Raw genomic sequence first — 20,975 nt, 5'->3', positions numbered from 1 at the left:
ATGACACGCCCGTACCTCCGCCCCGACGCCCTGCGCCGCCGGCTGGCCGCCCTGCTGGCCGGCGCCGGCGCAGCCACCTGCTGGGCCCTGCTGCCCGCCCCGGCGCAGGCACAGGGGGCTTCCGCGGTGGACGGAAGCGCTGGCCCCCATCCGGCCCAGCCGGTCAGCGCCAGGCCCGCCTGGGCCGATCTCAGCCCCGTCAACCAGCGCATCCTGGCACCGCTGCAGCCGCTGTGGGACAGCCTGCCGGAGCTGAACCGCCACAAGTGGCTGCGCATCGCCGCGCGCTATCCGAAGTATTCGCCGGCCGAGCAGGCACGGCTGCAGGCACGCATGGCGGAGTGGGTCAGCATGACGCCGCAGCAGCGGCGGCTGGCACGCGAGAACTACCAGATCACCCGTTCGCTGCCGACCGAAAAGAAGGCCGAGGCCTGGGACAAGTACCAGCAGTTGCCCGAAGAGCAGAAAAAGAAGCTGGCCGCAGCCGACCACGTGCCGCGCCGCCCGGGCGCGGTCAGCGCCTTGCCCACCGGCAAGCGCCTGCCCAGCGACACCAGCCACCAGCTGCGCCACCCGGCCCGGACGGCTACCGCAGCCGTGGGCCAGGCCAGCCGTGCAGCCGCCATGCCCGCCAGCGAAGCCCGGGCGCAAGCCGCCTCTGCGCCGGCGGCAGCCGCCGCACCCTCCCCCGCCTCGGCCGCTGCCGCGCCGCCGGCCGAGGTCGCCACCGAAGCGGCCGCTGCCTCCGACGCCACCGTGCGCCAGTAATACGCGGGCCATTTGGCATAATGGCCGCCTGACGCCGACCCGCGCGCGAGCCGGCCCTCTGCCAGGCCCGCACCGGCATCGGCATGCCGCGCGCCGGTGCCCCCGTTCCCGATCGCCATCCATGCCCGCTGCCATTCTCGACCCCGTGCCGTCCGCCGCGCCGGCCGCCCCGCCGCTGCGCCGCCGCATCGCCTGCATGCTTTATGAAGGCGTGCTGCTGTTTGGCGTGCTGAGCGCCTCGACCGCCGCCTACCTGCTGCTGCGGCCGCTGCTGCAGAAGCTGGGCGTGGACGGGCCGCTGATGATCCAGCTGTGGAGCTTCCTGGTGATGGGGATGTATTTCACCTGGTTCTGGCAGCGCAACGGCCAGACCCTGGCAATGCAGACCTGGCGCATGCGGGTCGAAAACGACGCGGGCGTGCCGCCGCGCTGGCCGCAGGCGGCGCTGCGCTACCTGCTGGCGTGGCTGTGGCTGCCGCCGTCGGCGGCCGTCGGCCATCTGCTCGGGCTGGTCAAGGGGCCGTTCGTCGGCGTGCTGTGCGCCGGCCTGCTGCTCTGGATCCTGCTGGCCTGGCTGGACCCGCGCCGCCAGTTCCTGCATGACCGCCTGGCCGGCACGCGCCTGACCGACCTGCGCGCCAAGCCATGAGCCTGGGCGCCGCCGGCATTCGCCGCGTCGCGGTGACCTTGCAGGCGGCCGCGGCGCTGGGCATTGCCGCTTCGCTGGTACACACCGCCGCGTGGCCGTGGCCCGGCGCGCTCGCCGCCGCCGCGGGGCTGATCCTGGGCGGCTTTGCCGGCGCCATTGCCATTGCTTTCGCGCTCACCGGGCGCGGCCTGTGGGTCGGACACGGCAATCGCCCGCCCGCGCCGCCCGCTGAACTCGCCGCCACCCGCAAGCCGCTGCGGCTTGCCGATGCCATGCGCTGCTACGCGGCGGAATGCCTGGCGGTGCTGCGCATGTTCGACTGGCTGCAGCCCTTTCGCGCGCGGGCGCCGTTTGCGCCGGCCGACCATGCGCGGCCGGGCCGCGATGCCCCGCCGGTGCTGCTGGTCCACGGCTACGCCTGCGGCCAGGCGATCTGGCTCGACATGCAGCCGGCGTTGGCCGCCGCCGGCTACCGCTGCCAGGGGATCGAGCTGGAACCCGTGTTCGGCGACATCGACGACTACGCGCACGCGCTCTTGGCGGCGATGCGGCGCATCCGCGCCGAGGCCGGGCGCGCGCCGCTGCTGCTATGCCACAGCATGGGCGGCCTGGCCGCGCGCGCCGCGCTGCGGCTGGCCGGCGACGAGGACGTCTGCGCTGGCATCGTGACCCTGGGCAGCCCGCACCACGGCAGCGCGCTGGCGCGCTTTGGCGGCGGCCACAATGCGCGCCAGATGCGTTGCGGCAGCCCCTGGCTGCGCGCGCTCGCGGCCGCCGAGACACCGCGGCTGCGCGCGCGCATGATCTCGATCTTCAGCTGGCACGATTCGATCGCGGGCCCGCCCTGCACCGCCTGGCTCGACGGCGCCGGCCATATCCCGTTGTCCGGCATCGGCCATGTGTCGCTGCTGCGCCATCCCGCCGCGGTGCGTGCCGTGCTCGACGCACTGGCCGAGCTGTCCGCCCGCGGCCGCTGAGCCGCTGATGGCCGCGCAGTGCCGCGGCCGCAACGATTCATATGTCAGTCATCTTTTCGTCACGGCGCCGTCACCGCGGGCTGGCTGAATGCAGCCATCGCCGCAACCGGGACTGGCATGGTGCAAGCAATCCGATCTGCCCGCGGGTATCTGTCCAAGGCCTCGCAACTGCCGCCGTGGCGCCGCAGCGCTGACAGCGGCCGCGCCGCGCCGGTGACCGCCTTCATGGCGCCGGCGCTCGATAGCGCCACGCTGGCGCCGCCGCGCGAAGCGCATGAAAGCTACCCGCCCGAGCCGCATCCGATCCAGCGTTACCGCGCCATCTGGCTGTCGGACATCCACCTGGGAACCCCCGGTTGCCAGGCCGATTACCTGCTGGATTTCCTCAAGCACAACGAATCCGACCAGCTCTACCTGGTCGGCGACATCATCGACGGCTGGCAGCTGCGCCGCGGCTGGTACTGGCCGCAAAGCCACAACGACGTGGTGCAGAAGCTGCTGCGCAAGGCGCGCAAGGGCACCGAGGTGATCTACGTCCCCGGCAACCACGACGAAGCCGCGCGCCAGTTCGACGGCATGGCCTTCGGCGACATCACCGTGCGCGAGGAGGCGGTGCACGTGACCGCCACCGGGCGCCGCCTGTGGGTGGTGCATGGCGACCTGTTCGACGGCGTGGTCCAGCACGCGCGCTGGCTGGCCTACCTGGGTGATTCGCTCTACACCATGATCCTGGCGCTGAACCGGCACTTCAACAGCCTGCGCGCGCGCCTGGGCTTTCCGTACTGGTCCCTGTCGCAGTACCTGAAGCACCAGGTCAAGAACGCGGTCAACTACATCGGCGCGTTCGAGAGCGCGATGGTCGACGAGGCGCGCCGCCGCGGCTGCGACGGCGTGGTCTGCGGCCACATCCACAAGGCCGAGATCCGCGAGGTCAACGGCCAGCTCTACTGCAACGACGGCGACTGGGTCGAAAGCCTGTCGGCGCTGGTCGAAACCCTGGAAGGCGAACTGAAGATCGTCTACTGGACCACGCTGCTCGACGCCCCTGCGTCCGCCATGCGCCGGCGGCGCCGCGCTGCCGTGGCCGGCTGAGTCCGGGACGCTTGCGCCATGGTCCGCCTGGCGCCATCCCCATTGCCCTTCCACCGCGCCCAAGGAGGCTGCATGAAGATCCTGATCGTCACCGATGCCTGGGAACCGCAGGTCAATGGCGTGGTGCGCACGCTCAAGTCCACGCGCCGCGAACTGGAGGCGATGGGCCACACGGTCGAGATGATCACGCCGCTGGAATTCCGCACGGTGCCATGCCCGACCTACCCCGAGATCCGGCTGTCGCTGCTGCCGGGCGCGCGCGTGCGGCGGCGCATCGGGGCCTTCGGTCCCGACGCCCTGCACATCGCCACCGAAGGCCCCCTGGGGCTGGCCGCGCGCAGCCATGCGCTGCGCCACAGGCTGCCCTTCACCACCGCCTACCACACGCGCTTCCCGGAGTATGTGCAGGCCCGCTTCGGCATTCCGCTGGCGTGGACCTACCGCTTCCTGCGCTGGTTCCATGGCCCCGCCCAGGCGGTGATGGCGCCGACGCCGGTGGTGCTCGACGACCTGCGGCGCTACGGTATCGACAACGCCGTGCTGTGGACGCGCGGCGTCGACCTGGACGTGTTCACGCCGCAGCGCGCCAATGTGCTCAACACCGCCCACCCGATCTTCCTGTACGTGGGCCGCGTGGCGGTGGAGAAGAACGTCGAGGCGTTCCTGGCGCTGGACCTGCCCGGCTCCAAATGGGTGGTCGGCGACGGCCCGGCGCTGCCGGCGCTGCGCGCGCGCTATCCCGGCGCCAACTACCTGGGCGTGCTGAGCCAGCCCGAGCTGGCGCGGGTGTATGCTTCCGCTGACGTGTTCGTGTTCCCGAGCCGCACCGATACCTTCGGGCTGGTGCTGCTGGAAGCGCTGGCCAGCGGCCTGCCGGTGGCCGCGTATCCCGTCACGGGCCCGATCGACGTGCTCGGCGACAGTCCCGCCGGCGTGATGCACGAAGACCTGCGCGAAGCCTGCCTGGAAGCGTTGCGCATCGACCGCGCCACGGCCCGGGCCCATGCCGAGCGCTTCTCGTGGCGCGCCGCGTCCGAGCAGTTCCTGGCCCACCTGCGGCCGTTCGCCGCCACCAGGCCGGACCGGGGCGGCGCAGCGCCCGCGGCGGCCACAGCCAAGCCTTCCGCCCCGCAAACCCATGCCGAAACCGCATCCGCAACTGCCGTCCGACCCGCCAATGCAGAGGCCGCCGCCCGCCATGCAGAGCGCTGACTACTCGATCGACCAGAATCCGCACAAGGGCAACCGGGGCCTCGCGCGGGCCTGGCATGCGGCCATCAATTCGCTGTCGGGGCTGCGCTATGCGGTGCTGGAGGAGAGCGCGTTCCGCCAGGAGCTGACCCTGGTGGTGATCCTGACGCCGTGCGCCTTCCTGGTGCCGGCGACGGCGGTCGAGCGCATCCTGCTGCTGGGCACGCTGCTGGTGGTGCTGATCGTGGAGCTGCTCAACTCCAGCGTCGAGGCCGCGGTCGACCGCATCTCGCTGGAGCGGCACAGCCTGTCCAAGCGTGCCAAGGACTTCGGCAGCGCCGCGGTGATGCTGGCGCTGGTGCTGTGCGGCGGCACCTGGATCACCATCGCCGGGCCGCACGTGCTGCGGTGGGTGCAGGCGCTGGCGCGCTGATCCTCCCCGGCCCAGGCGTGGCCGGCGCAGAATGGGCAAGGCAGGCCGATTGCTTATAATCGCTACCCTGCCCCCGACTTGCCGATCGCACCGATCGCCCGGACGCCCATGGAACCGAAACCGCAAACCGGACCCCGCCGCACCAGGGACCGCATCCTCGACGTCTCGCTGCGCCTGTTCAACGAAGTCGGCGAGCCCAACGTCACCACCACCACCATCGCGGAAGCGATGGAGATCAGCCCCGGCAATCTCTACTACCACTTCCGCAACAAGGACGACATCATCAACTCGATCTTCGTGCGCTTCGAGCAGGAGATGGAGCGCCGCCTGAAGATGCCGGAAGACCACAAGGCCACGCTCGACGAGAGCTGGGGCTACCTGCAGTACATGTCCGAGTTCCTGTGGAACTACCGCTTCCTGTACCGCGACATCAACGACCTGCTGGCGCGCAACCGGATGCTGGAGACCAACTTCAAGCGCATCGTCGAGCAGAAGCAGCGCTTTGCGCACGAGATCTGCCGCCAGTTCATCGAGGACGGCGAGATGGAAGCCACGCCCGAGCAGGTCGAGGCCATCTGCACCAACATGGTGGTGATCGCCACCTACTGGCTGTCGTTCCAGTTCGTGCAGCATCCGCGCCAGTACAACGACCCCGAGCAGATCCGCGGCTACCTGCACGGCTCGAGCTACCACATCTTCTCGATCCTGGCGCCCTACCTGCGCGGCCGGGCGCGGGAGGCATTCGACCAGCTGGCGCGCGACTACGCGGCCGCCAGGGCCGCCGGCGCGGCAAAGGAAGCAAAGTGAAATCCGTCTGCGTGTATTGCGGGTCCAGTCCCGGCAATCGTCCCGAATATGCCGAGGGCGCGCGCCTGCTCGGCCGCACCCTGGCCGAAAGCGGCCTGACGCTGGTGTACGGCGGCGGCAAGGTCGGCCTGATGGGCATCGTCGCCGACGCCGTGCTGGAACACGGCGGCCATGCCGTCGGCATCATCCCCGAAGCGCTGATGCAGAAGGAAGTCGGCCACCGCGGCCTGACCGAGCTGCACGTGGTGCGCAACATGCACGAACGCAAGCAGATGATGGCCGACCGCGCCGACGCCTTCGTCGCCATGCCCGGCGGCGTGGGCACTTTCGAGGAACTGTTCGAGACCTTCACCTGGCTGCAGCTGGGCTACCACGCCAAGCCGGTGGGCTTGCTGAACCTGGCCGGGTTCTACGACGGCATGCTGGGCTTCCTGTCGCACGCGGTGCGCGAAGGCTTCCTGAAGCAGGTGCATGCCGAGCTGCTGCACGTGGGCGACACGCCCGCCGGCCTGCTGGCGCAGCTGGCGGCCGCGCCGCGCGTGCGCGTCGACAAGTGGCAGCAGGCGCGCGACCAGACCTGAGCGCGCCCCGGGCCTGGCTCAGAACGACGAGCCCGGCTGCCGCAGGAACGCCTGCTCCTCGGCGCTACTGTGCCGGCCCAGCACCGCATTGCGGTGCGGGAAGCGGCCAAAGCGCGCGATGATCACGCGGTGTTTCTCGGCCCACTCGACGGCATCCACCACCCCGCCGCTGGCTTCGCGCAGCTGCGTCATCAGGCGCACCGCCTCGTCCTGGTCTTCCAGCGCCTCGGAATGCTCAAAGGGCATGTAGCAGAACATGCGGTGGTAGTCGGTCGGCAGCGCGCGGTCGATGCCGCTGGCGACGATGCGCTTGGCCAGTGCCAGTGCCTGCGCATCGGTGCCGAAGCTGCGCGCATCGTTGCGGAACATGTTGCGCGGGAACTGGTCCAGCAGCACCACGCGCGCGCAGGCGCCCTCGGGCGTGACCGACCAGTCGTCAGCCCCCCCGTCGCAGGCGACCTGCCAGTCGGACAGGAAGTTCGCGCGAATCTGCGCGTCGAACGCATCCGACTTGGTGAACCATTGCGGCCGCGCCGTATTCCAGGCGGCCGACCCGGGCCGGTCGAACCAGAAATCCAGCACCCGCAGGGCGTCTTCAGGCAGTTGGGCTGTCATCGGCAGGGGCAAGCTCTCGGTGTAGAAACGGCAGCGTGGGCGCCTCAGCGCGCCACGTTGCGCATCCAGTCGGCGGTCTGGTAGAAGGCCTGCATCAGGCGCAGCTGCAGGTCTTCGGGCAGGCCGATGTCCTGCATCGCCAGCGCCATGCAGCGCATCCACTGGTCGCGCTCGCTGACGCCGATCTCGAACGGCATATGCCGCGCGCGCAGGCGCGGATGGCCGAAGCGCTCGATAAAGTGGTTGGGGCCGCCCAGCCAGCCGCACAGGAACCAGAACAGCTTGTCGCGCGAGCCCTCGAGCGACGGCGGGTGCAGCGCGCGCAGCGCCGCGAACTGCGGCTCCAGGTCCATCAGGTCGTAGAAGCGGTCGACCAGTTCGCGCACGCGCGCCTCGCCGCCCACCAGTTCAAAGGCAGTGACCTCGGCATTGCCGGGCTTGTCGTCGGATTCAGTACTCATCACACACTCGGTCTGCGGCGGCGCCGGCACGCGGGCTCAGGCATCGCGCAAGGTTGCCAGCGCGGGCTGGCGCAGCACTTCGCGCAGGCCCAGCCAGCCGCCGGCAAAAGCGCACAGCATGCCAGAAACCACGCCAACCGGCACGATCCACGCATTGAAGCGGTAGGGGAAGTCGAACACGAACTGCGACAGCCCCCAGCCCACCGCGATCGCGCCCAGGCTGGCCAGCAGGCCGGCAAGGCCACCCACCACCAGGAACTCGGCATACTGCGTCTGCCGCACCAGCGCGGCCGAGGCGCCCAGCGCCTTGAGCAGTCCCGCGTCGCGCATGCGCTCGTCGCGCGCGCCGGACAACGCCGCGTACAGCACCGTCACGCCGGCGGCCAGCGTGAACACGAACAGGAACTCCACCGCCGCGATCACCTGGTCCAGGATGTCCTGGATCTGGCGCAGGATCATGTCGGTGTTGACCACGGTGATGTTGGGAAAGGCCGCGATCAGCCGGTTGCCCAGCGCGGCGCTGGCGGCCGGCAGGTGGAACGAGGTGATGTAGGTCTCGGGCATGCCCTGCATTGCCCGCGGCGGCAGGATCACGAAGAAGTTGACGCGCATCGAGCCCCAGTCGAGCTTGCGCAGCGAGGTCACGCGCGCCTGCACCGGCTGGCCGGCGACGTCGAAGCGCAGCGTGTCGCCGAGCCGGATGCCCAGGGTCTTGGCGATGCCCTCTTCCACCGACGCGCCCGCCACGGCGCCGTCGGACCCGTTCGACCAGCGCCCGGCGATGACGCGGTTGCCTTCCGGCAGCGCATCGGTATAGGACAGGTTGAACTCGCGCTCGACCAGGTTGCGCGCGCGCCCGTCCTCGAAGCTGTCGCTGCGGATGGCGCGCTCGCCGATATGGGTCAGGCGCCCGCGCACCATCGGGTACAGCAGGTCGGCGATGCCGGCGCCGGCCAGCATCTGGCGCAGGGGCTCGCGCTGGTCCGGCTGGATATTGATGATGAAGCGGTTGGGGGCGTCGGCCGGCGTGGCGTTGCGCCAGGAATCGACCAGGTCGTTGCGGGTCATGCCGAGCAGCAGCAGCGCCATCAGTCCCACCGCCAGCGCCACGGTCTGCAGCACCGTGACCCCGCGGCGGCGCTCCAGCACCGCCAGCGCAAAACGCCAGCCCATCGCCGCGCGCCCGCGCAGGCGTCCGCGCAGCAGCCGCGACAGCAGCGTCAGCAGGCCCAGCGCCAGCACCCCGAACACCACCCCGGCGGCGACAAAGCCGCCGGCGGTGGTCAGGCCGAGGCGCAGGTCGCGCGCCGCCACCAGCAGCAACGCGACAAAGGCGCCCAGCCCCAGCGCGTAGGCCACCCAGGCCGACACCGGCGGCAGCCCGATATCGCGCCGCAGCACCCGCAGCGGCGCGACCCGCGTCAGCGCCAGCAGCGGCGGCAGCGCAAACCCGGCCAGCAGCACCAGCCCGGCCAGCACGCCCACCAGCGCCGGCAGCAGCGACGGCTGCGGCAGCGACACCTTGAGCAGCCCGCCCAGCGACAGCAGCAGGCCATAGTGCGCCAGGTAGCCGAGCAGCACGCCGGCCAGCGCGCCGCCCGCGCCGACCAGCAGGAATTCCAGCCCGAAGGTTCGCAGGATCTGCCCGCGCGACAGCCCCAGGCACTTGTAGACCGCGCAGGCGTCGGTGTGGCGCTGCATATAGCGGCGCGCCGACATCGCGATCGCCACCGCCGCGATCATCGACGACAGCACCGCCACCAGCGACAGGAAGCGCTCGGCGCGATCCAGCGTGGCACGCATCTGCGGCTGGCCGGATTCCAGCGACTCGACCCGCGTATTGCGCAGCCGGCGGCGTTCGATCTCGTCCTGGGCCCATTTCCGGAAGGCCGCGCCGGCGGCATCGGGGCCCGCCACCAGCAGCCGGTAGGTGACGCGGCTGCCCCAGCCGATCAGGCCGGTGCTGTCCAGGTCCGACAGCGGCATCAGCACGCGCGGCGCGAAATTCATGAAGCCGGTGCCGCGGTCGAGTTCCTGCGTGATGATGCGGTCGATGCGAAAGCTGCGGCTGCCCAGCCGCAGGCTGTCGCCCACCGCTACGCCCAGCGCGCCAAGCAGCGCTTCGTCGACCCATACCGTGCCCGGCGCGGGAATGCCGTCCGCGGGCGCGTCCGGCCCGCCCGGCGCGCCGGCCACCCTGAGCCGGCCACGCAGCGGATAGCCGTCGGTCACCGCCTTGAGCGCGGCCAGCTGGCTGGGCGGCTCGGCGCCGTCGCGCGCGTTGACGTTGGCGGTGGCCATGCTGGGGAAGGTGACGGTCTGCGCCACCACCAGGCCCGCTGCCCGGGCGCGCTGCGCAAACGCGGCGTGGAACGGCTGGTCGGCCACCAGCAGCACATCCGAGGCAATCATCTGCCGCGCGTCGCGCTCAAGGCCCAGCCGCATGCGGTCGGCCATGAAGCCCACGCTGGTCAGCGCGGCCACGGCCAGCACCAGCGCAAACAGCAGCAGGTAGAGTTCGCCCGCGAGCCAGTCGCGCCGGGCCATGCGCAGCGCCTGGCGCCAGGCGGAAAACTTGCCGCCAGCGGCGGCATGCAGTCCGGCGGACTGTGCGGCGGTGGCCGGGACGTCGATGGCGGACTCGGAAGGCATCGGTTGGTTGGTTCTTGGTTGCTGGCGCCGGTGCGCCTCGGGTCAGTCAGGCAATGCAAAAAGCTGGCGGGAACGGCCGCGCCGCTAGCGCGTCACGTCATGCCGGGCCGCGCCGCGCAGGCTGGCATGGAGGCGGCGCACCCCGCGCCACAACTTCGGCAGCAGCCACACCGCGCCCACCAGGAACACCGCCAGCAGGACCAGGAACAGCACCGGCACGAAGAACGCCAGCAGCAGGCTGCCGGTGGCGGTCAGGTCCTCAGTGAATGAGGCCGTCCAGTTGGAAAACGGTTCCGGCGACACGTTGATCAGCGCTCGCGTGCCGGCCTTGACCGCATGCGCGGTGCCGGCCAGCGTGCCGCCGACCAGCCCCGCCGCCACCACCCATTGCGGATCCAGCTGGCCGAACGCGGCGGCCGCCAGGATCGCCCCGGCCGGAATGCGGATGAAGGTATGGATGCCGTCCCAGACGGTGTCGAAAGCCGGCACCTTGTCAGCGACGAACTCGGCCACGGCAAGCACCGCGGCCACGCCGATCACCCACCAGGACTCCAGCGGCTGCAGCCCGGGCGGCAGTTCCAGCCAGCCCAGCCGCGCCAGCACTCCGGCGGCCAGCACGGCCAGATAGAGGCGAAAGCCGCTGGCCCAGGACATGCCCGCGGCCAGCGCGGCGGTTTCCAGCATGGCGCTCCTTGCAAGGGTCCGGCGCGGGCCGGTGCAGACATCGGCGCGCCCTGGCAGGGAGTGTAATACGGACCCGCGCGCGGTGCGCCCGGCCGTGCGCGGTCGGGGAAGGTCAGGCCCTCAGCCGTCTTCCTTGCCGTCCGGGCCGAACCACGGCAGCGCCTCCTGCGGCGTCAGGATGCCCGCCGGCTCGGCCATGGCGTAGCCGGGCAGCGCCTCGATGCGCCGCGCAAAGGCCGGATCGGCCAGCAAGGCCAGCAGCGCGCCCATCCAGCCGGCGGTCTGGTCGTTCTTGCGCAACGCCAGGTAATAGGCCTCGCGCGTCAGCGGCACGAACGCCAGGCCGTGGGCCTCGGCGTTCATGCGCAGCCCGAATCCCGCCTGGGCCCGGCCGCTGTGCACGGCTTCCGCCACTTTTTCGTTGCTGAACTCGGTTTCGTCGTAGCCGGCGATCTGGTCCGGATACAGGCCCTCGGCGGCCAGCAGCTGGTCGAACAGCATGCGCGTGCCCGAACTGCGCTGCCGGTTGACGAAGCGCGCCTGGCTGCGCGCCAGGCCGCGCAGGTCGGGTACCTCGCGCGCCAGCTCCGGCGCCAGGATCAGGCCCTGCTCGCGCCACGCCAGCCGCAGCAGCCGCACCGCGCCTGGCCGCAGCCACTTGCGCAAGGTCACATGCGCCACCGAGCCCGCGGTCTGCACCGGCGAGACATAGAACCCGGCCAGCTCGGACTGGCGCTCCTGCAGGCAGATCAGCCCCTCCACGCTGCCGCAGAACACCGTATCAAGTTGCAGCGGACTCCCGGCCGTGCCCAGCGCGGCGGCCAGCACCTCCACCGCCGGGTCGTGGCTGCCGGTGAAATGCACGCACGACTGCGGCTGCTGGGCATCGTCCAGCTCGGCAATGAACTCCGCCATGGCGCGCTGCACCGCCGGCTCGATCGACTCGCGCAGGCGCAGCTCGGCGCGCAGCAGCCGCTCGCCGAAGCGCGTCAGCGAGGCGCCGCGCCCGCGCTCCATATCCAGCATGCTGCGGCCAAGCATCTCTTCCCACGACCGCATCACCCCCCAGGCGTGGCGGTACGACAGCCCGATCTCGCGCGCGGCGCGGTGCAGCGATCCGGTTTCGCGCACGGCCTTGAGCAGCTGGAACACCTTGGCATTGGCGCGCGGATTGTCGTCGGAGGCGATCACCGGAAACAGGTCGAAGCGGAAGGTCATAGGTTCCCCGCTACATATTTACTTGTCGATCTCGGCTGGACCACAATGAATACCCCATTCTTATGTTGTTTTGCCGGATTCTCCGTGAGATCCGAAGGCAAAATCAATTATGTCGGTAAAAACATAATAACGAGGAGATCGCCCATGTCCCGCCGTGCCCAATCCTTGCGCCGCCGCGCGCGCCACCTCGCCGTGCCGCTGCTCTGCCTCGGCCTGCTGTCGGCCGCGCATGCCGGCGAGATCAAGCTCGCCACCACCACCAGCACCGACAACTCCGGCCTGCTCAAATACCTGCTGCCGCGTTTCGAGCACCAATCAGGCGTCACCGTGAAAGTCATCGCGGTGGGCTCGGGCAAGGCCATGAAGATGGGCGAGATGGGCGATGTCGACGTGTTGCTGGTGCACGCGCGCAAGCTGGAAGACGCCTTCGTCGCCGCCGGCTACGGCGTCAACCGGCGCGACGTGATGTACAACGATTTCATCGTGGTCGGGCCCGCCAGCGACCCGGCCGGCCTCAAGGGCGTGCAGGGCGGCAAGGACGTGCTGGCCGGGTTCCGCAAGCTCGCCGCCAGCGGCAGCAAGTTCATCTCGCGCGGCGACAATTCCGGCACCGACGTGATGGAGAAGGACTACTGGAAACAGATCGGCATCGAGCCCAAGGGCCAGCCGTGGTACGTCAACGCCGGCCTGGGCATGGGCGAGGTGCTGACCATGGCGGCGCAGATGCCGGCCTATACGCTGTCGGACCGCGCCACCTACGGCGCCTACCGTGCCAAGACCGGCCTGGCGATCGCCATCGAGGGCGATCCGAAGATGTTCAATCCCTACGGCATCATCGCGGTCAACCCGGCCAAACATCCGGGCACCAACTACAAGGACGCGATGAAGCTGGTCGAGTGGATCACGTCAAGAGAAGGGCAGGAGGCGATTGCGGGGTATAAGGTGGATGGGGAGCAGCTGTTTTTTCCGGACCACAAGGCCAAATGACGTCCTATTGAGTGGCTGTCGCCTTGCCGGCTGCGCCCAGCACCTGCTCAATAAAGGCCGATTTGGCTGCGCGGTAGTCGCTCATTGCCGCGCCATCGTAGCTGCGCTTCAGCGCATTGTAGTGCTCGACCAATACGGGATCAGCCCGCAGGCAATCACGGAAGCGAACAAATACGTCTAGGGGCGCGCCACGCGCCACCAGCTGGATGCCCACTGTTGGCCGCAGGCCGTCGTGCTTGAAGGCGGAAAAATCAGCCGTACGCACCGAGTCCAGGTTTCTTTCATACAGAGCGCCCAGCGCCCGATCGGCCTCGGCAAACGTTTCCTCGCTGACCCGCACGCAGATATCGAGATCACCCTTGGTCAGGCAGCCGCCCACTGCCGTGGCACCGACATGCTCTATGACGGCGTCGGCCGGCAGGATCGCGGCGAGGCGACGACGGAGCGCCCGGAATAAGCGCTCCGCGGCGCCACCGGTCGCTGCGGAAGGATCGAGCCGCAACCGTTCCCCGCCATCACCGGACATCGCGCCGCCTCAGCCCGCCTCGGCCTCCAGCCTCGGCAACTGCGGCAGATCCGCCGCTACCTCCGCGATCATGCGCCGGATCCACATCACGTCCGGCGCGGCATGGCAGCGCTCGTGCCATAGCTGGTAGAAGCGCATGCGGGGGAACGATACCGGCGACGGCACCATCCGGATCGGCAGGTACTGCGCATAGTGCGCGGCGAACTGCCGGCCGGTGGTGAAGACCATGTCGGTCTTCATCAGCACGTACGGCACCAGCCCGAAATACGGCAGCGTGACCTGGATATTGCGCTTGTAGCCCTGCTCGGCGAGCGCCTGGTCGATCATGCTGCGCTGCATCGACGCATAGGGCGCCGGCGCCAAGTGCGGCATCTCCAGGTAGTGCTTGAGCGTCAGCCCCTTGCGCGCCAGCGGGTGCTGGGCGCCCAGCATGCACACCACCTCATCGTCGAACAGCGGCGAGATATGCAGATGCTCGGGCGGCGACAGCCAGTTGCCGACCACGATATCCAGCTGCCCTTGCTCGAGGTCGTCGAGGAAATCCGACGACGACGTCATCGGATGCACGAACAGCTTGGCACCCGGCGCCAGCCGCCGCACGCGCTCGACGATATTGGGCAGGAAGAAGGCGTCCAGGTAGTCGGGGGCGCCAAGGTGGAAGGTGCGCGTCGTGGTGGCCGGGTCGAACTGCTGCGGCGGCCGCGCGATGCGGTCCATCGCCGCCAGGCTCTGCTCGGCCAGGGCCAGCAGTTCGCGGCCGCGCTCGGTGGGCACCATGCCGTTTTTGCCCCGCACCAAAATGGCATCGCCGGTGATCTCGCGCAGGCGCTTCAGGGTATTGCTGATGGCGGGCTGGGACTGGCCTAGGCGCACGGCGGTGCGGGTCACGCTCTGCTCGGTGAGCAGGGTATGGAGCACCCGCAGCAAATAGGTATCGAGATGGTCGCGTCCGTGCATGGCGATGGCGGCCCTCCGGCGCGGCCGGATGGGTGGCGTGGGGGATGGGAACGGCGCATAGTGTATGACAGGCACCCCACAATCGGTCAAATCACCCACTGCCGGGGGGCGCCGCCTGGTGCGGCGGCGCACCGTCCAGGGTGCCCGCTGATGGGGCATATCACCTGGGCCGAATATTGCTGGAAAGTCCCGGGTGCTATGTTTCCGCCATCACCAAGAGAGAGAAGACCATGGAGACGCAAACCATCCGCTTTTTCCATCGCGGCCAGGTCAAGGAAGTATCCGACGCCCCCATTACCCGCACCGTGCTGCAGTATCTGCGTGAAGACGCGCGCTGCACCGGCACCAAGGAAGGCTGCGCCGAAGGCGACTGCGGCGCCTGCACCGTCGTGATCGGCGAGCTGCAGGACGGCGGCGACGTCGAATTCAAGGCGGTCAACGCCTGCATCCAGTTCCTGCCCACGCTCGACGGCAAGGCCCTGATCACGGTCGAGGACCTGCGCCAGGCCGACGGCAACCTGCATCCGGTACAGGAGGCCATGGTCGAGTGCCACGGCTCGCAGTGCGGCTTCTGCACCCCGGGCTTCGTGATGTCGCTGTGGGCACTGTACCAGCAGCACACGCCGGGCGGCGCGGCGTCCTCGCGCCAGACCATCTGCGACGCGCTGACCGGCAACCTGTGCCGCTGCACCGGCTACCGCCCGATCATCGATGCCGGCGAACGCATGATGGCCCTGCCCGCCCCCAGCGCGGACAAGCTCGACCCCCGCCAGATCGCCGACACGCTGCGCAACCTCAAGCGCGGCGAAACCTTCCGCTACCGCGCGCAGGGGCAGGAGTTCTTCGCCCCGCGCACCGCGGCCGAGTTCGGCGCGATCAAGGCGGCGCAGCCCGACATCCGCATCCTCGCCGGCAGCACCGACGTGGGCCTGTGGGTCACCAAGCAGTTCCGCGAGCTCGGCAGCCTGCTCTACGTGGGCCAGGTCGAAGACCTGAACCAGATCGAGCAACGCGACGGCATGATCGAGATCGGCGCCGCGGTGACGCTGGAAAAGGCCTACGCCGCACTCAACGCCGCGCATCCCGAGCTGGAAGAACTGTGGAAGCGCTTCGCCTCGCTGCCGATCCGCAATGCCGGCACGCTGGGCGGCAATATCGCCAACGGCTCTCCCATCGGCGATTCGATGCCGGCGCTGATCGCACTGGGCGCGCAAGTGGTGCTGCAGCACGGCGAGACGCGCCGCACGCTGCCGCTCGAAGACCTGTACCTGGCGTACCAGAAGACCGCGATGCAGCCAGGCGAGTTCGTCGCCGCGCTGCGCGTGCCGGTGGCCGGCCCGCAGCACTTCCGCACCTACAAGCTGTCCAAACGCTTTGACGAGGATATTTCCGCGGTGTGCGCCGCGTTCGGCATCATCGTGCAGGACGGCATCGTCACGCAGGCCCGCATCGCCTTCGGCGGCATGGCCGCGACGCCCAAGCGCGCCGCCGCGACCGAGGCGGCGCTGACCGGCCAGCCGTGGAACGAAGCCACCGCCCGCGCCGGCATGGCCGCGCTGGCGCAGGACTACACGCCGCTCACCGACATGCGCGCGACCGCGTCGTACCGCAGCCGCGGTGCCGCCAACCTGCTGTACCGGTTCTGGCTGGAAACCAACGCCGACGCGATGCCCGCCGCAGCCGTCAATGTCCGCGCCCCCGGCGCCGGCATCAACCAAACCGCCACGGCCTGAGCCGGAGAACAAGGAACGACATCGGCATGAACAAGCAAACCGAACCCTTCCTGCTCGACGCCGCCGCCGAACAGGTACCGCAGGTCGGCATCTCGCGTCCGCACGAATCCGCCCACCTGCATGTGGCCGGCACCGCCACCTACACCGACGACATCCCCGAGCTGGCCGGCACGCTGCACGCCGCGCTCGGCATGAGCACCCGCGCGCACGCGCGCATCAAGTCGGTCTCGCTCGACAAGGTGCGCGCCGCGCCGGGCGTGGTCGACGTGCTGACGGTGGACGACATCCCCGGCACCAACGACTGCGGCCCGATCATCCACGACGACCCGATCCTGGCGCGCGACGTGGTGCAGTTCATCGGCCAGCCGGTCTTTATCGTGGTGGCGACCTCGCATGACGCGGCCCGCCGCGCCGCCCGCCTCGGCGTGATCGACTATGAAGACCTGCCGCCGGTGCTGTCGCCGCAGGCCGCGCACGAGGCCGGCAGCTATGTGCTGCCGCCGATGCACCTGACCCGCGGCGAACCGGCCGCGCGCATTGCCGGCGCCACCCACCAGGACAGCGGCGAGATCCACCTGGGTGGCCAGGAGCAGTTCTACCTGGAAGGCCAGATCTCCTACGCCGCGCCGCGCGAGAACGACGGCATGCAAGTGTGGTGCTCGACCCAGCACCCGACCGAGATGCAGCACGCGGTGTGCCATATGCTGGGCTGGCAGGCGCACCAGGTGCTGGTCGAATGCCGCCGCATGGGCGGCGGCTTCGGCGGCAAGGAATCGCAGTCGGCGCTGTTTGCGTGCTGCGCCGCGCTGGCGGCGTGGAAGCTGATGTGCCCGGTCAAGCTGCGCCCGGACCGCGACGACGACATGATGATCACCGGCAAGCGCCATGACTTCGTGTTCGACTACAGCGTCGGCCACGACGACGAGGGCCATATCGAAGGCGTCAAGGTCGAGATGGTGTCGCGCGCCGGCTTCTCGGCCGACCTGTCGGGCCCGGTGATGACCCGCGCCATCTGCCACTTCGACAACGCCTACTGGCTGCCGAACGTGCAGATCGACGGCTACTGCGGCAAGACCAATACGCAGAGCAACACCGCCTTTCGCGGCTTCGGCGGCCCGCAGGGCGCGTTCGCGGTCGAGTACATCCTGGACAATATCGCCCGCACGGTCGGCAAGGATTCGCTGGACGTGCGCCGCGCCAACTTCTACGGCAAGGGCGAGAACAACGTCACGCCTTACGGCCAGACCGTGGAAGACAACGTCATCCACGAGCTGATCGACGAGCTGGTGGCCAGCAGCGAATACCGCGCCCGCCGCGAGGCCACGCGCGCGTTCAACGCCACCAGCCCGGTGCTGAAGAAGGGCATCGCCATCACCCCGGTGAAGTTCGGCATCTCCTTCAACGTGGCCCACTTCAACCAGGCCGGCGCGCTGGTGCACGTCTACAACGACGGTTCGGTGCTGGTGAACCACGGCGGCACTGAAATGGGCCAGGGCCTGAACACCAAGGTGGCGATGGTGGTGGCGCACGAGCTCGGCATCCGCATGGAGCGCGTGCGCGTGACCGCGACCGATACCAGCAAGGTGGCCAATACCTCGGCCACCGCGGCATCGACCGGCGCCGACCTTAACGGCAAGGCCGCGCAGGACGCCGCGCGCCAGATCCGCGAGCGCCTGGCCGCGTTTGCCGCGCGCAAGGCGGGGGTGGAGTCGTCCGCGGTGCGTTTCAACGACGATGTGGTCAGCGCCGGCGAGCTGCGCCTGTCGTTCGGCGAGCTGGCGCGCGAAGCCTACGTGGCGCGCGTGCAGCTGTGGTCCGACGGCTTCTACACCACGCCCAAGCTGCACTGGGACCAGAAGACGCTGCAGGGCCGCCCGTTCTACTACTTCGCCTACGGCGCCGCGTGCTCCGAGGTGCTGGTCGACACGCTCACCGGCGAATGGAAGCTGCTGCGCGCCGACGCGCTGCACGACGCCGGCCGCTCGCTGAACCCGGCGCTGGACATCGGCCAGGTCGAAGGCGCCTTTATCCAGGGCATGGGCTGGCTGACCACCGAGGAACTGTGGTGGAACAAGGACGGCAAGCTGATGACGCACGCCCCGTCGACGTACAAGATCCCGACGGTCAACGACTGCCCGGAAGCCTTCAACGTGCGCCTGTTCCAGAACCGCAACGTCGAGGACAGCATCCACCGTTCCAAGGCCGTGGGCGAGCCGCCGCTGCTGCTGCCGTTCTCGGTGTTCTTCGCGATTCGCGATGCCGTGGCCGCGCTGGGCGACTATCGCATCAACCCGCCGCTGAAGGCTCCGGCCACCAGCGAGGCTATCCTCGACGCCGTCGACGCCGTGCGCGCGGCGGCGGCGCAAGGGGCTGCGCAGGCAGCCTGAACGGTGGCAAGGAAGCGCGCGCCTGCGGACCCCCCGGACTTTCCCCCCTCGACTGCGTTGACAGGCGAGGGGCCGGCGGAAGAAGCAGGCGCGCGCCACCGCTGACACAACGCAACGCCAGACATCACCCGCATCTCCCCGAGGCCACGACCATGCAGGACGCACCGCTCAAACCCTTCCGCTTCGCCGACGCCGCCCGCATGGTGCGCGCCGGCGTGCCGGTGGCGATGGTCACCATCGTCGAGGTCAAGGGCTCGGCGCCGCGCGAGGCCGGCATCCGCATGCTGGTCAGCGCCGACGACCTGGTCGGCACCATCGGCGGCGGCCACCTGGAATGGCGCGGCATGGACATCGCCCGCGCGATGCTGGTGGACGGCGAGCCGCGCCGGATCGAGCGCATTCCGCTCGGCCCGGCGCTGGGGCAGTGCTGCGGCGGGGTGGTGCAGCTCGCCTTCGAAGTGCTGGGCCCGGCCGACCTGGCCTGGCTCGATGCGGTCGAGCGCAATTTCGCCGCGCAGCGCGCGCTGCAACGCCGGGTGCCGGCCAGCGGCGCGGTGACTTTTTGCGACAGCCGCGCCGTGCTCGCCGGCGTGGAACTGGAAGCGGACGGCAGCTGGACCGACACGCTGGTGCCCGACACCATGCACGTGGTGCTGTTCGGCGCCGGCCACGTCGGCCATGCGCTGGTCAAGGTGCTGGCCACGCTGCCGTGCCGCGTACACTGGGTCGACGAGCGCGACACGCTGTTCCCCGGCGGCCTGCCCGACAACGTCGAGGCCGAGGCCAGCGACACGCCCGAGGCCGTGGTAGCGCAGGCGCCGGCGGGCAGCTACTTCCTGGTGATGACGCACAGCCATGCGCTCGACCAGACCCTGTGCGAGGAAATCCTCAAGCGCACCGATTTCGCCTACTTCGGCCTGATCGGCTCCAAGACCAAGCGCGCGCGCTTTGAACACCGCATGGCCGAGCACGGCATCGACCCGGCCCGGTTTGCGGAAATGACATGCCCCATGGGGGTTCCCGGGATCACCGACAAGGCTCCGGCTATGATTGCGGTAGCCATCGTCGCCCAGCTGCTCCAGGTCCGCGAACAGCGCCTTGCCGCGCTGCGTGCGGGACGCACGGAGACGGTGCATCCCTGAACCCGTGCCGCCGGCGCTGCCGGCCGGCACAGAAAAGCCCAGAAACGAGGCCCCCATGACCATCGATGCCGCGCTCGCGGACCAGATCCGCCGCACCCCCAAGGCCGAACTGCATGTGCATATCGAAGGCACGCTTGAGCCGGAACTGATCTTCCGGCTGGCGCAGCGCAACCAGGTGGCGCTGCCCTACCCCAGCGTCGACGCGCTGCGCGCCGCCTATGCCTTCACCGACCTGCAGTCGTTCCTGGACATCTACTATGCCGGCGCCAGCGTGCTGCTGACCGAGGAAGATTTCTTCGACATGACCATGGACTACGTCAAGCGCGCGGTCGCCGACAATGTCCGCCACGCCGAGATCTTCTTCGATCCGCAGACCCATACCGCGCGTGGCGTGCCGATCGGCGTGGTGATCGACGGCATTGCCGATGCGCTGGCGCAGGCGCGCACCGAGTACGACTTCTCCAGCAGCCTGATCCTGTGCTTCCTGCGCCATCTGTCGGAAGAGGATGCGTTCGCCACGCTGGAAGCAGCGCTGCCCTACCGCGACCGCTTCGTCGGGGTCGGACTCGATTCGTCGGAAAAAGGCAATCCGCCCGAGAAATTCGCGCGCGTGTTCGCCCGCGCGCGCGAGCTCGGCCTGCACCTGGTGGCGCACGCGGGCGAGGAAGGCCCGGCGCAATACGTGACCGATGCCCTCGACATCCTCAAGGCGGAGCGCATCGATCACGGCGTGCGCGCCATCGACGATGCCGCGCTGGTCGAGCGCCTGGCGCGCGAGCGCGTGGCGCTGACGGTGTGCCCGCTGTCGAACGTCAAGCTCAAGGTCTACCCCGACCTGCGCGACCACCCGCTCAAGCGCATGCTGGACGCGGGCGTCGCGATCACCCTGCATTCGGACGACCCGGCCTACTTCGGCGGCTATATGAATGCAAACTGGGAAGCCACCTTCGACGCGCTGCCGCTGGATGCGGCCGACGCGCACAAGCTGGCCCGCAACAGTTTTGAAGCGGCCTTCCTGCCTGCCATGCAGAAGGCCGAGTTCCTGGCGGAAGTCGACCACTTCTGGTCCGCTCCACCCAAGTCCCCGCCCGCGACGGCCCCCGCGGCCTGAGCCC

At 69.5% G+C, this 20,975-nt stretch carries 20 protein-coding genes; 13 read left to right on the top strand and 7 right to left on the bottom strand.

What is annotated here, in order from left to right; genetic code table 11:
• The 8 genes from CBM2586_RS04840 to CBM2586_RS04805 all read left to right on the top strand — a co-directional run bounded on the left by CBM2586_RS04840 (position 1) and on the right by CBM2586_RS04805 (position 6,498).
• A complete protein-coding gene (locus CBM2586_RS04840) occupies positions 1 to 768 on the top strand; it encodes a DUF3106 domain-containing protein (RefSeq protein WP_115686948.1) in 768 nt (255 codons plus the stop codon).
• 121 nt (positions 769 to 889) lie between these two features.
• Complete coding sequence (locus CBM2586_RS04835; RefSeq protein ID WP_115662617.1) at positions 890 to 1,417, top strand: RDD family protein; 528 nt, start codon at positions 890 to 892, stop codon at positions 1,415 to 1,417.
• The gene (locus CBM2586_RS04830) at positions 1,414 to 2,394 is read left to right on the top strand and encodes an esterase/lipase family protein (RefSeq protein WP_115662618.1); all 981 of its coding nucleotides are present in this window, start codon (positions 1,414 to 1,416) and stop codon (positions 2,392 to 2,394) included. Before CBM2586_RS04835 ends, CBM2586_RS04830 begins: the two co-directional genes overlap by 4 nt.
• Positions 2,395 to 2,511: 117 nt before the next feature.
• On the top strand, positions 2,512 to 3,486 hold the full coding sequence (locus tag CBM2586_RS04825) for a UDP-2,3-diacylglucosamine diphosphatase (RefSeq protein WP_115686947.1): 975 nt from the start codon (positions 2,512 to 2,514) through the stop codon (positions 3,484 to 3,486).
• A gap of 72 nt (positions 3,487 to 3,558) precedes the next feature.
• The gene (locus tag CBM2586_RS04820; protein ID WP_115686946.1) at positions 3,559 to 4,698 is read left to right on the top strand and encodes a glycosyltransferase family 4 protein; all 1,140 of its coding nucleotides are present in this window, start codon (positions 3,559 to 3,561) and stop codon (positions 4,696 to 4,698) included.
• A complete protein-coding gene (locus CBM2586_RS04815) occupies positions 4,625 to 5,110 on the top strand; it encodes a diacylglycerol kinase (protein WP_115662621.1) in 486 nt (161 codons plus the stop codon). Before CBM2586_RS04820 ends, CBM2586_RS04815 begins: the two co-directional genes overlap by 74 nt.
• 108 nt (positions 5,111 to 5,218) lie before the next feature.
• On the top strand, positions 5,219 to 5,917 hold the full coding sequence (locus CBM2586_RS04810; protein ID WP_115662622.1) for a TetR/AcrR family transcriptional regulator: 699 nt from the start codon (positions 5,219 to 5,221) through the stop codon (positions 5,915 to 5,917).
• Entirely contained in the window at positions 5,914 to 6,498 is a 585-nt protein-coding gene (locus CBM2586_RS04805) for a TIGR00730 family Rossman fold protein (RefSeq protein WP_115686945.1), read from the top strand. The genes CBM2586_RS04810 and CBM2586_RS04805 overlap by 4 nt, the downstream gene beginning before the upstream one ends.
• 18 nt (positions 6,499 to 6,516) lie before the next feature.
• Here the strand turns inward: CBM2586_RS04805 and CBM2586_RS04800 are convergent, their stop codons facing one another.
• From CBM2586_RS04800 to CBM2586_RS04780, 5 genes are all read right to left on the bottom strand, one after another.
• Complete coding sequence (locus tag CBM2586_RS04800) at positions 6,517 to 7,113, bottom strand: DUF924 family protein (RefSeq protein ID WP_115686944.1); 597 nt, start codon at positions 7,111 to 7,113, stop codon at positions 6,517 to 6,519.
• A 44-nt stretch (positions 7,114 to 7,157) separates the two neighbouring features.
• Complete coding sequence (locus tag CBM2586_RS04795) at positions 7,158 to 7,574, bottom strand: group II truncated hemoglobin (protein ID WP_115686943.1); 417 nt, start codon at positions 7,572 to 7,574, stop codon at positions 7,158 to 7,160.
• A gap of 36 nt (positions 7,575 to 7,610) precedes the next feature.
• Positions 7,611 to 10,226 carry an ABC transporter permease gene (locus CBM2586_RS04790; RefSeq protein WP_115686942.1) on the bottom strand — a complete coding sequence of 872 codons (2,616 nt, stop codon included), beginning with the start codon at positions 10,224 to 10,226 and terminating at the stop codon, positions 7,611 to 7,613.
• An 84-nt stretch (positions 10,227 to 10,310) separates the two neighbouring features.
• Positions 10,311 to 10,910, bottom strand: a complete 600-nt coding sequence (locus tag CBM2586_RS04785; RefSeq protein WP_115662626.1) for a DUF4126 domain-containing protein — start codon at positions 10,908 to 10,910, stop codon at positions 10,311 to 10,313.
• 120 nt (positions 10,911 to 11,030) lie between these two features.
• Positions 11,031 to 12,128: a substrate-binding domain-containing protein gene (locus CBM2586_RS04780; protein ID WP_115662627.1), complete on the bottom strand. Its 1,098-nt coding sequence runs from the start codon at positions 12,126 to 12,128 to the stop codon at positions 11,031 to 11,033.
• A gap of 144 nt (positions 12,129 to 12,272) precedes the next feature.
• Between CBM2586_RS04780 and CBM2586_RS04775 the strand changes: the two genes are divergently transcribed.
• A complete protein-coding gene (locus CBM2586_RS04775) occupies positions 12,273 to 13,115 on the top strand; it encodes a substrate-binding domain-containing protein (RefSeq protein WP_115662628.1) in 843 nt (280 codons plus the stop codon).
• A gap of 4 nt (positions 13,116 to 13,119) precedes the next feature.
• Here the strand turns inward: CBM2586_RS04775 and CBM2586_RS04770 are convergent, their stop codons facing one another.
• Together CBM2586_RS04770 and CBM2586_RS04765 are read right to left on the bottom strand one after the other, a co-directional pair.
• On the bottom strand, positions 13,120 to 13,641 hold the full coding sequence (locus tag CBM2586_RS04770; RefSeq protein ID WP_115686941.1) for a GrpB family protein: 522 nt from the start codon (positions 13,639 to 13,641) through the stop codon (positions 13,120 to 13,122).
• 9 nt (positions 13,642 to 13,650) lie between these two features.
• Entirely contained in the window at positions 13,651 to 14,598 is a 948-nt protein-coding gene (locus CBM2586_RS04765) for a LysR substrate-binding domain-containing protein (RefSeq protein ID WP_010809162.1), read from the bottom strand.
• Positions 14,599 to 14,828: 230 nt separating this feature from the next.
• Here CBM2586_RS04765 and xdhA point away from each other — a divergent pair, with 230 nt between their 5' ends.
• From xdhA to CBM2586_RS04745, 4 genes are all read left to right on the top strand, one after another.
• Positions 14,829 to 16,331: a xanthine dehydrogenase small subunit gene (gene xdhA, locus CBM2586_RS04760; RefSeq protein WP_115686940.1), complete on the top strand. Its 1,503-nt coding sequence runs from the start codon at positions 14,829 to 14,831 to the stop codon at positions 16,329 to 16,331.
• A 26-nt stretch (positions 16,332 to 16,357) separates the two neighbouring features.
• Complete coding sequence (gene xdhB / locus CBM2586_RS04755; RefSeq protein ID WP_115686939.1) at positions 16,358 to 18,718, top strand: xanthine dehydrogenase molybdopterin binding subunit; 2,361 nt, start codon at positions 16,358 to 16,360, stop codon at positions 18,716 to 18,718.
• Positions 18,719 to 18,870: 152 nt separating this feature from the next.
• Positions 18,871 to 19,860: a xanthine dehydrogenase accessory protein XdhC gene (gene xdhC, locus CBM2586_RS04750; protein WP_115662632.1), complete on the top strand. Its 990-nt coding sequence runs from the start codon at positions 18,871 to 18,873 to the stop codon at positions 19,858 to 19,860.
• Positions 19,861 to 19,915: 55 nt separating this feature from the next.
• Positions 19,916 to 20,971, top strand: a complete 1,056-nt coding sequence (locus CBM2586_RS04745; protein ID WP_115662633.1) for an adenosine deaminase — start codon at positions 19,916 to 19,918, stop codon at positions 20,969 to 20,971.
• The last annotated feature ends 4 nt before the right edge of the window (positions 20,972 to 20,975 follow it).

Source organism: Cupriavidus taiwanensis (assembly GCF_900250115.1).
Lineage (GTDB): Bacteria > Pseudomonadota > Gammaproteobacteria > Burkholderiales > Burkholderiaceae > Cupriavidus > Cupriavidus taiwanensis_B.
This window is presented reverse-complemented; position numbering and strand designations above follow the sequence as displayed.

Coding starts and splice junctions, on each gene's coding strand:
- CBM2586_RS04830 (WP_115662618.1), top strand. CDS start 1,414: ATGAGCCTGGGCGCCGCCGGCATTCGCCGCGTCGCGGTGACCTTGCAG.
- CBM2586_RS04770 (WP_115686941.1), bottom strand. CDS start 13,641: ATGTCCGGTGATGGCGGGGAACGGTTGCGGCTCGATCCTTCCGCAGCG.
- xdhB (WP_115686939.1), top strand. CDS start 16,358: ATGAACAAGCAAACCGAACCCTTCCTGCTCGACGCCGCCGCCGAACAG.
- CBM2586_RS04745 (WP_115662633.1), top strand. CDS start 19,916: ATGACCATCGATGCCGCGCTCGCGGACCAGATCCGCCGCACCCCCAAG.
- xdhC (WP_115662632.1), top strand. CDS start 18,871: ATGCAGGACGCACCGCTCAAACCCTTCCGCTTCGCCGACGCCGCCCGC.
- CBM2586_RS04775 (WP_115662628.1), top strand. CDS start 12,273: ATGTCCCGCCGTGCCCAATCCTTGCGCCGCCGCGCGCGCCACCTCGCC.
- CBM2586_RS04835 (WP_115662617.1), top strand. CDS start 890: ATGCCCGCTGCCATTCTCGACCCCGTGCCGTCCGCCGCGCCGGCCGCC.
- CBM2586_RS04765 (WP_010809162.1), bottom strand. CDS start 14,598: ATGCACGGACGCGACCATCTCGATACCTATTTGCTGCGGGTGCTCCAT.
- CBM2586_RS04795 (WP_115686943.1), bottom strand. CDS start 7,574: ATGAGTACTGAATCCGACGACAAGCCCGGCAATGCCGAGGTCACTGCC.
- CBM2586_RS04785 (WP_115662626.1), bottom strand. CDS start 10,910: ATGCTGGAAACCGCCGCGCTGGCCGCGGGCATGTCCTGGGCCAGCGGC.
- CBM2586_RS04815 (WP_115662621.1), top strand. CDS start 4,625: ATGCCGAAACCGCATCCGCAACTGCCGTCCGACCCGCCAATGCAGAGG.
- CBM2586_RS04820 (WP_115686946.1), top strand. CDS start 3,559: ATGAAGATCCTGATCGTCACCGATGCCTGGGAACCGCAGGTCAATGGC.
- CBM2586_RS04840 (WP_115686948.1), top strand. CDS start 1: ATGACACGCCCGTACCTCCGCCCCGACGCCCTGCGCCGCCGGCTGGCC.
- CBM2586_RS04825 (WP_115686947.1), top strand. CDS start 2,512: ATGGTGCAAGCAATCCGATCTGCCCGCGGGTATCTGTCCAAGGCCTCG.
- CBM2586_RS04780 (WP_115662627.1), bottom strand. CDS start 12,128: ATGACCTTCCGCTTCGACCTGTTTCCGGTGATCGCCTCCGACGACAAT.
- xdhA (WP_115686940.1), top strand. CDS start 14,829: ATGGAGACGCAAACCATCCGCTTTTTCCATCGCGGCCAGGTCAAGGAA.
- CBM2586_RS04810 (WP_115662622.1), top strand. CDS start 5,219: ATGGAACCGAAACCGCAAACCGGACCCCGCCGCACCAGGGACCGCATC.
- CBM2586_RS04790 (WP_115686942.1), bottom strand. CDS start 10,226: ATGCCTTCCGAGTCCGCCATCGACGTCCCGGCCACCGCCGCACAGTCC.
- CBM2586_RS04800 (WP_115686944.1), bottom strand. CDS start 7,113: ATGACAGCCCAACTGCCTGAAGACGCCCTGCGGGTGCTGGATTTCTGG.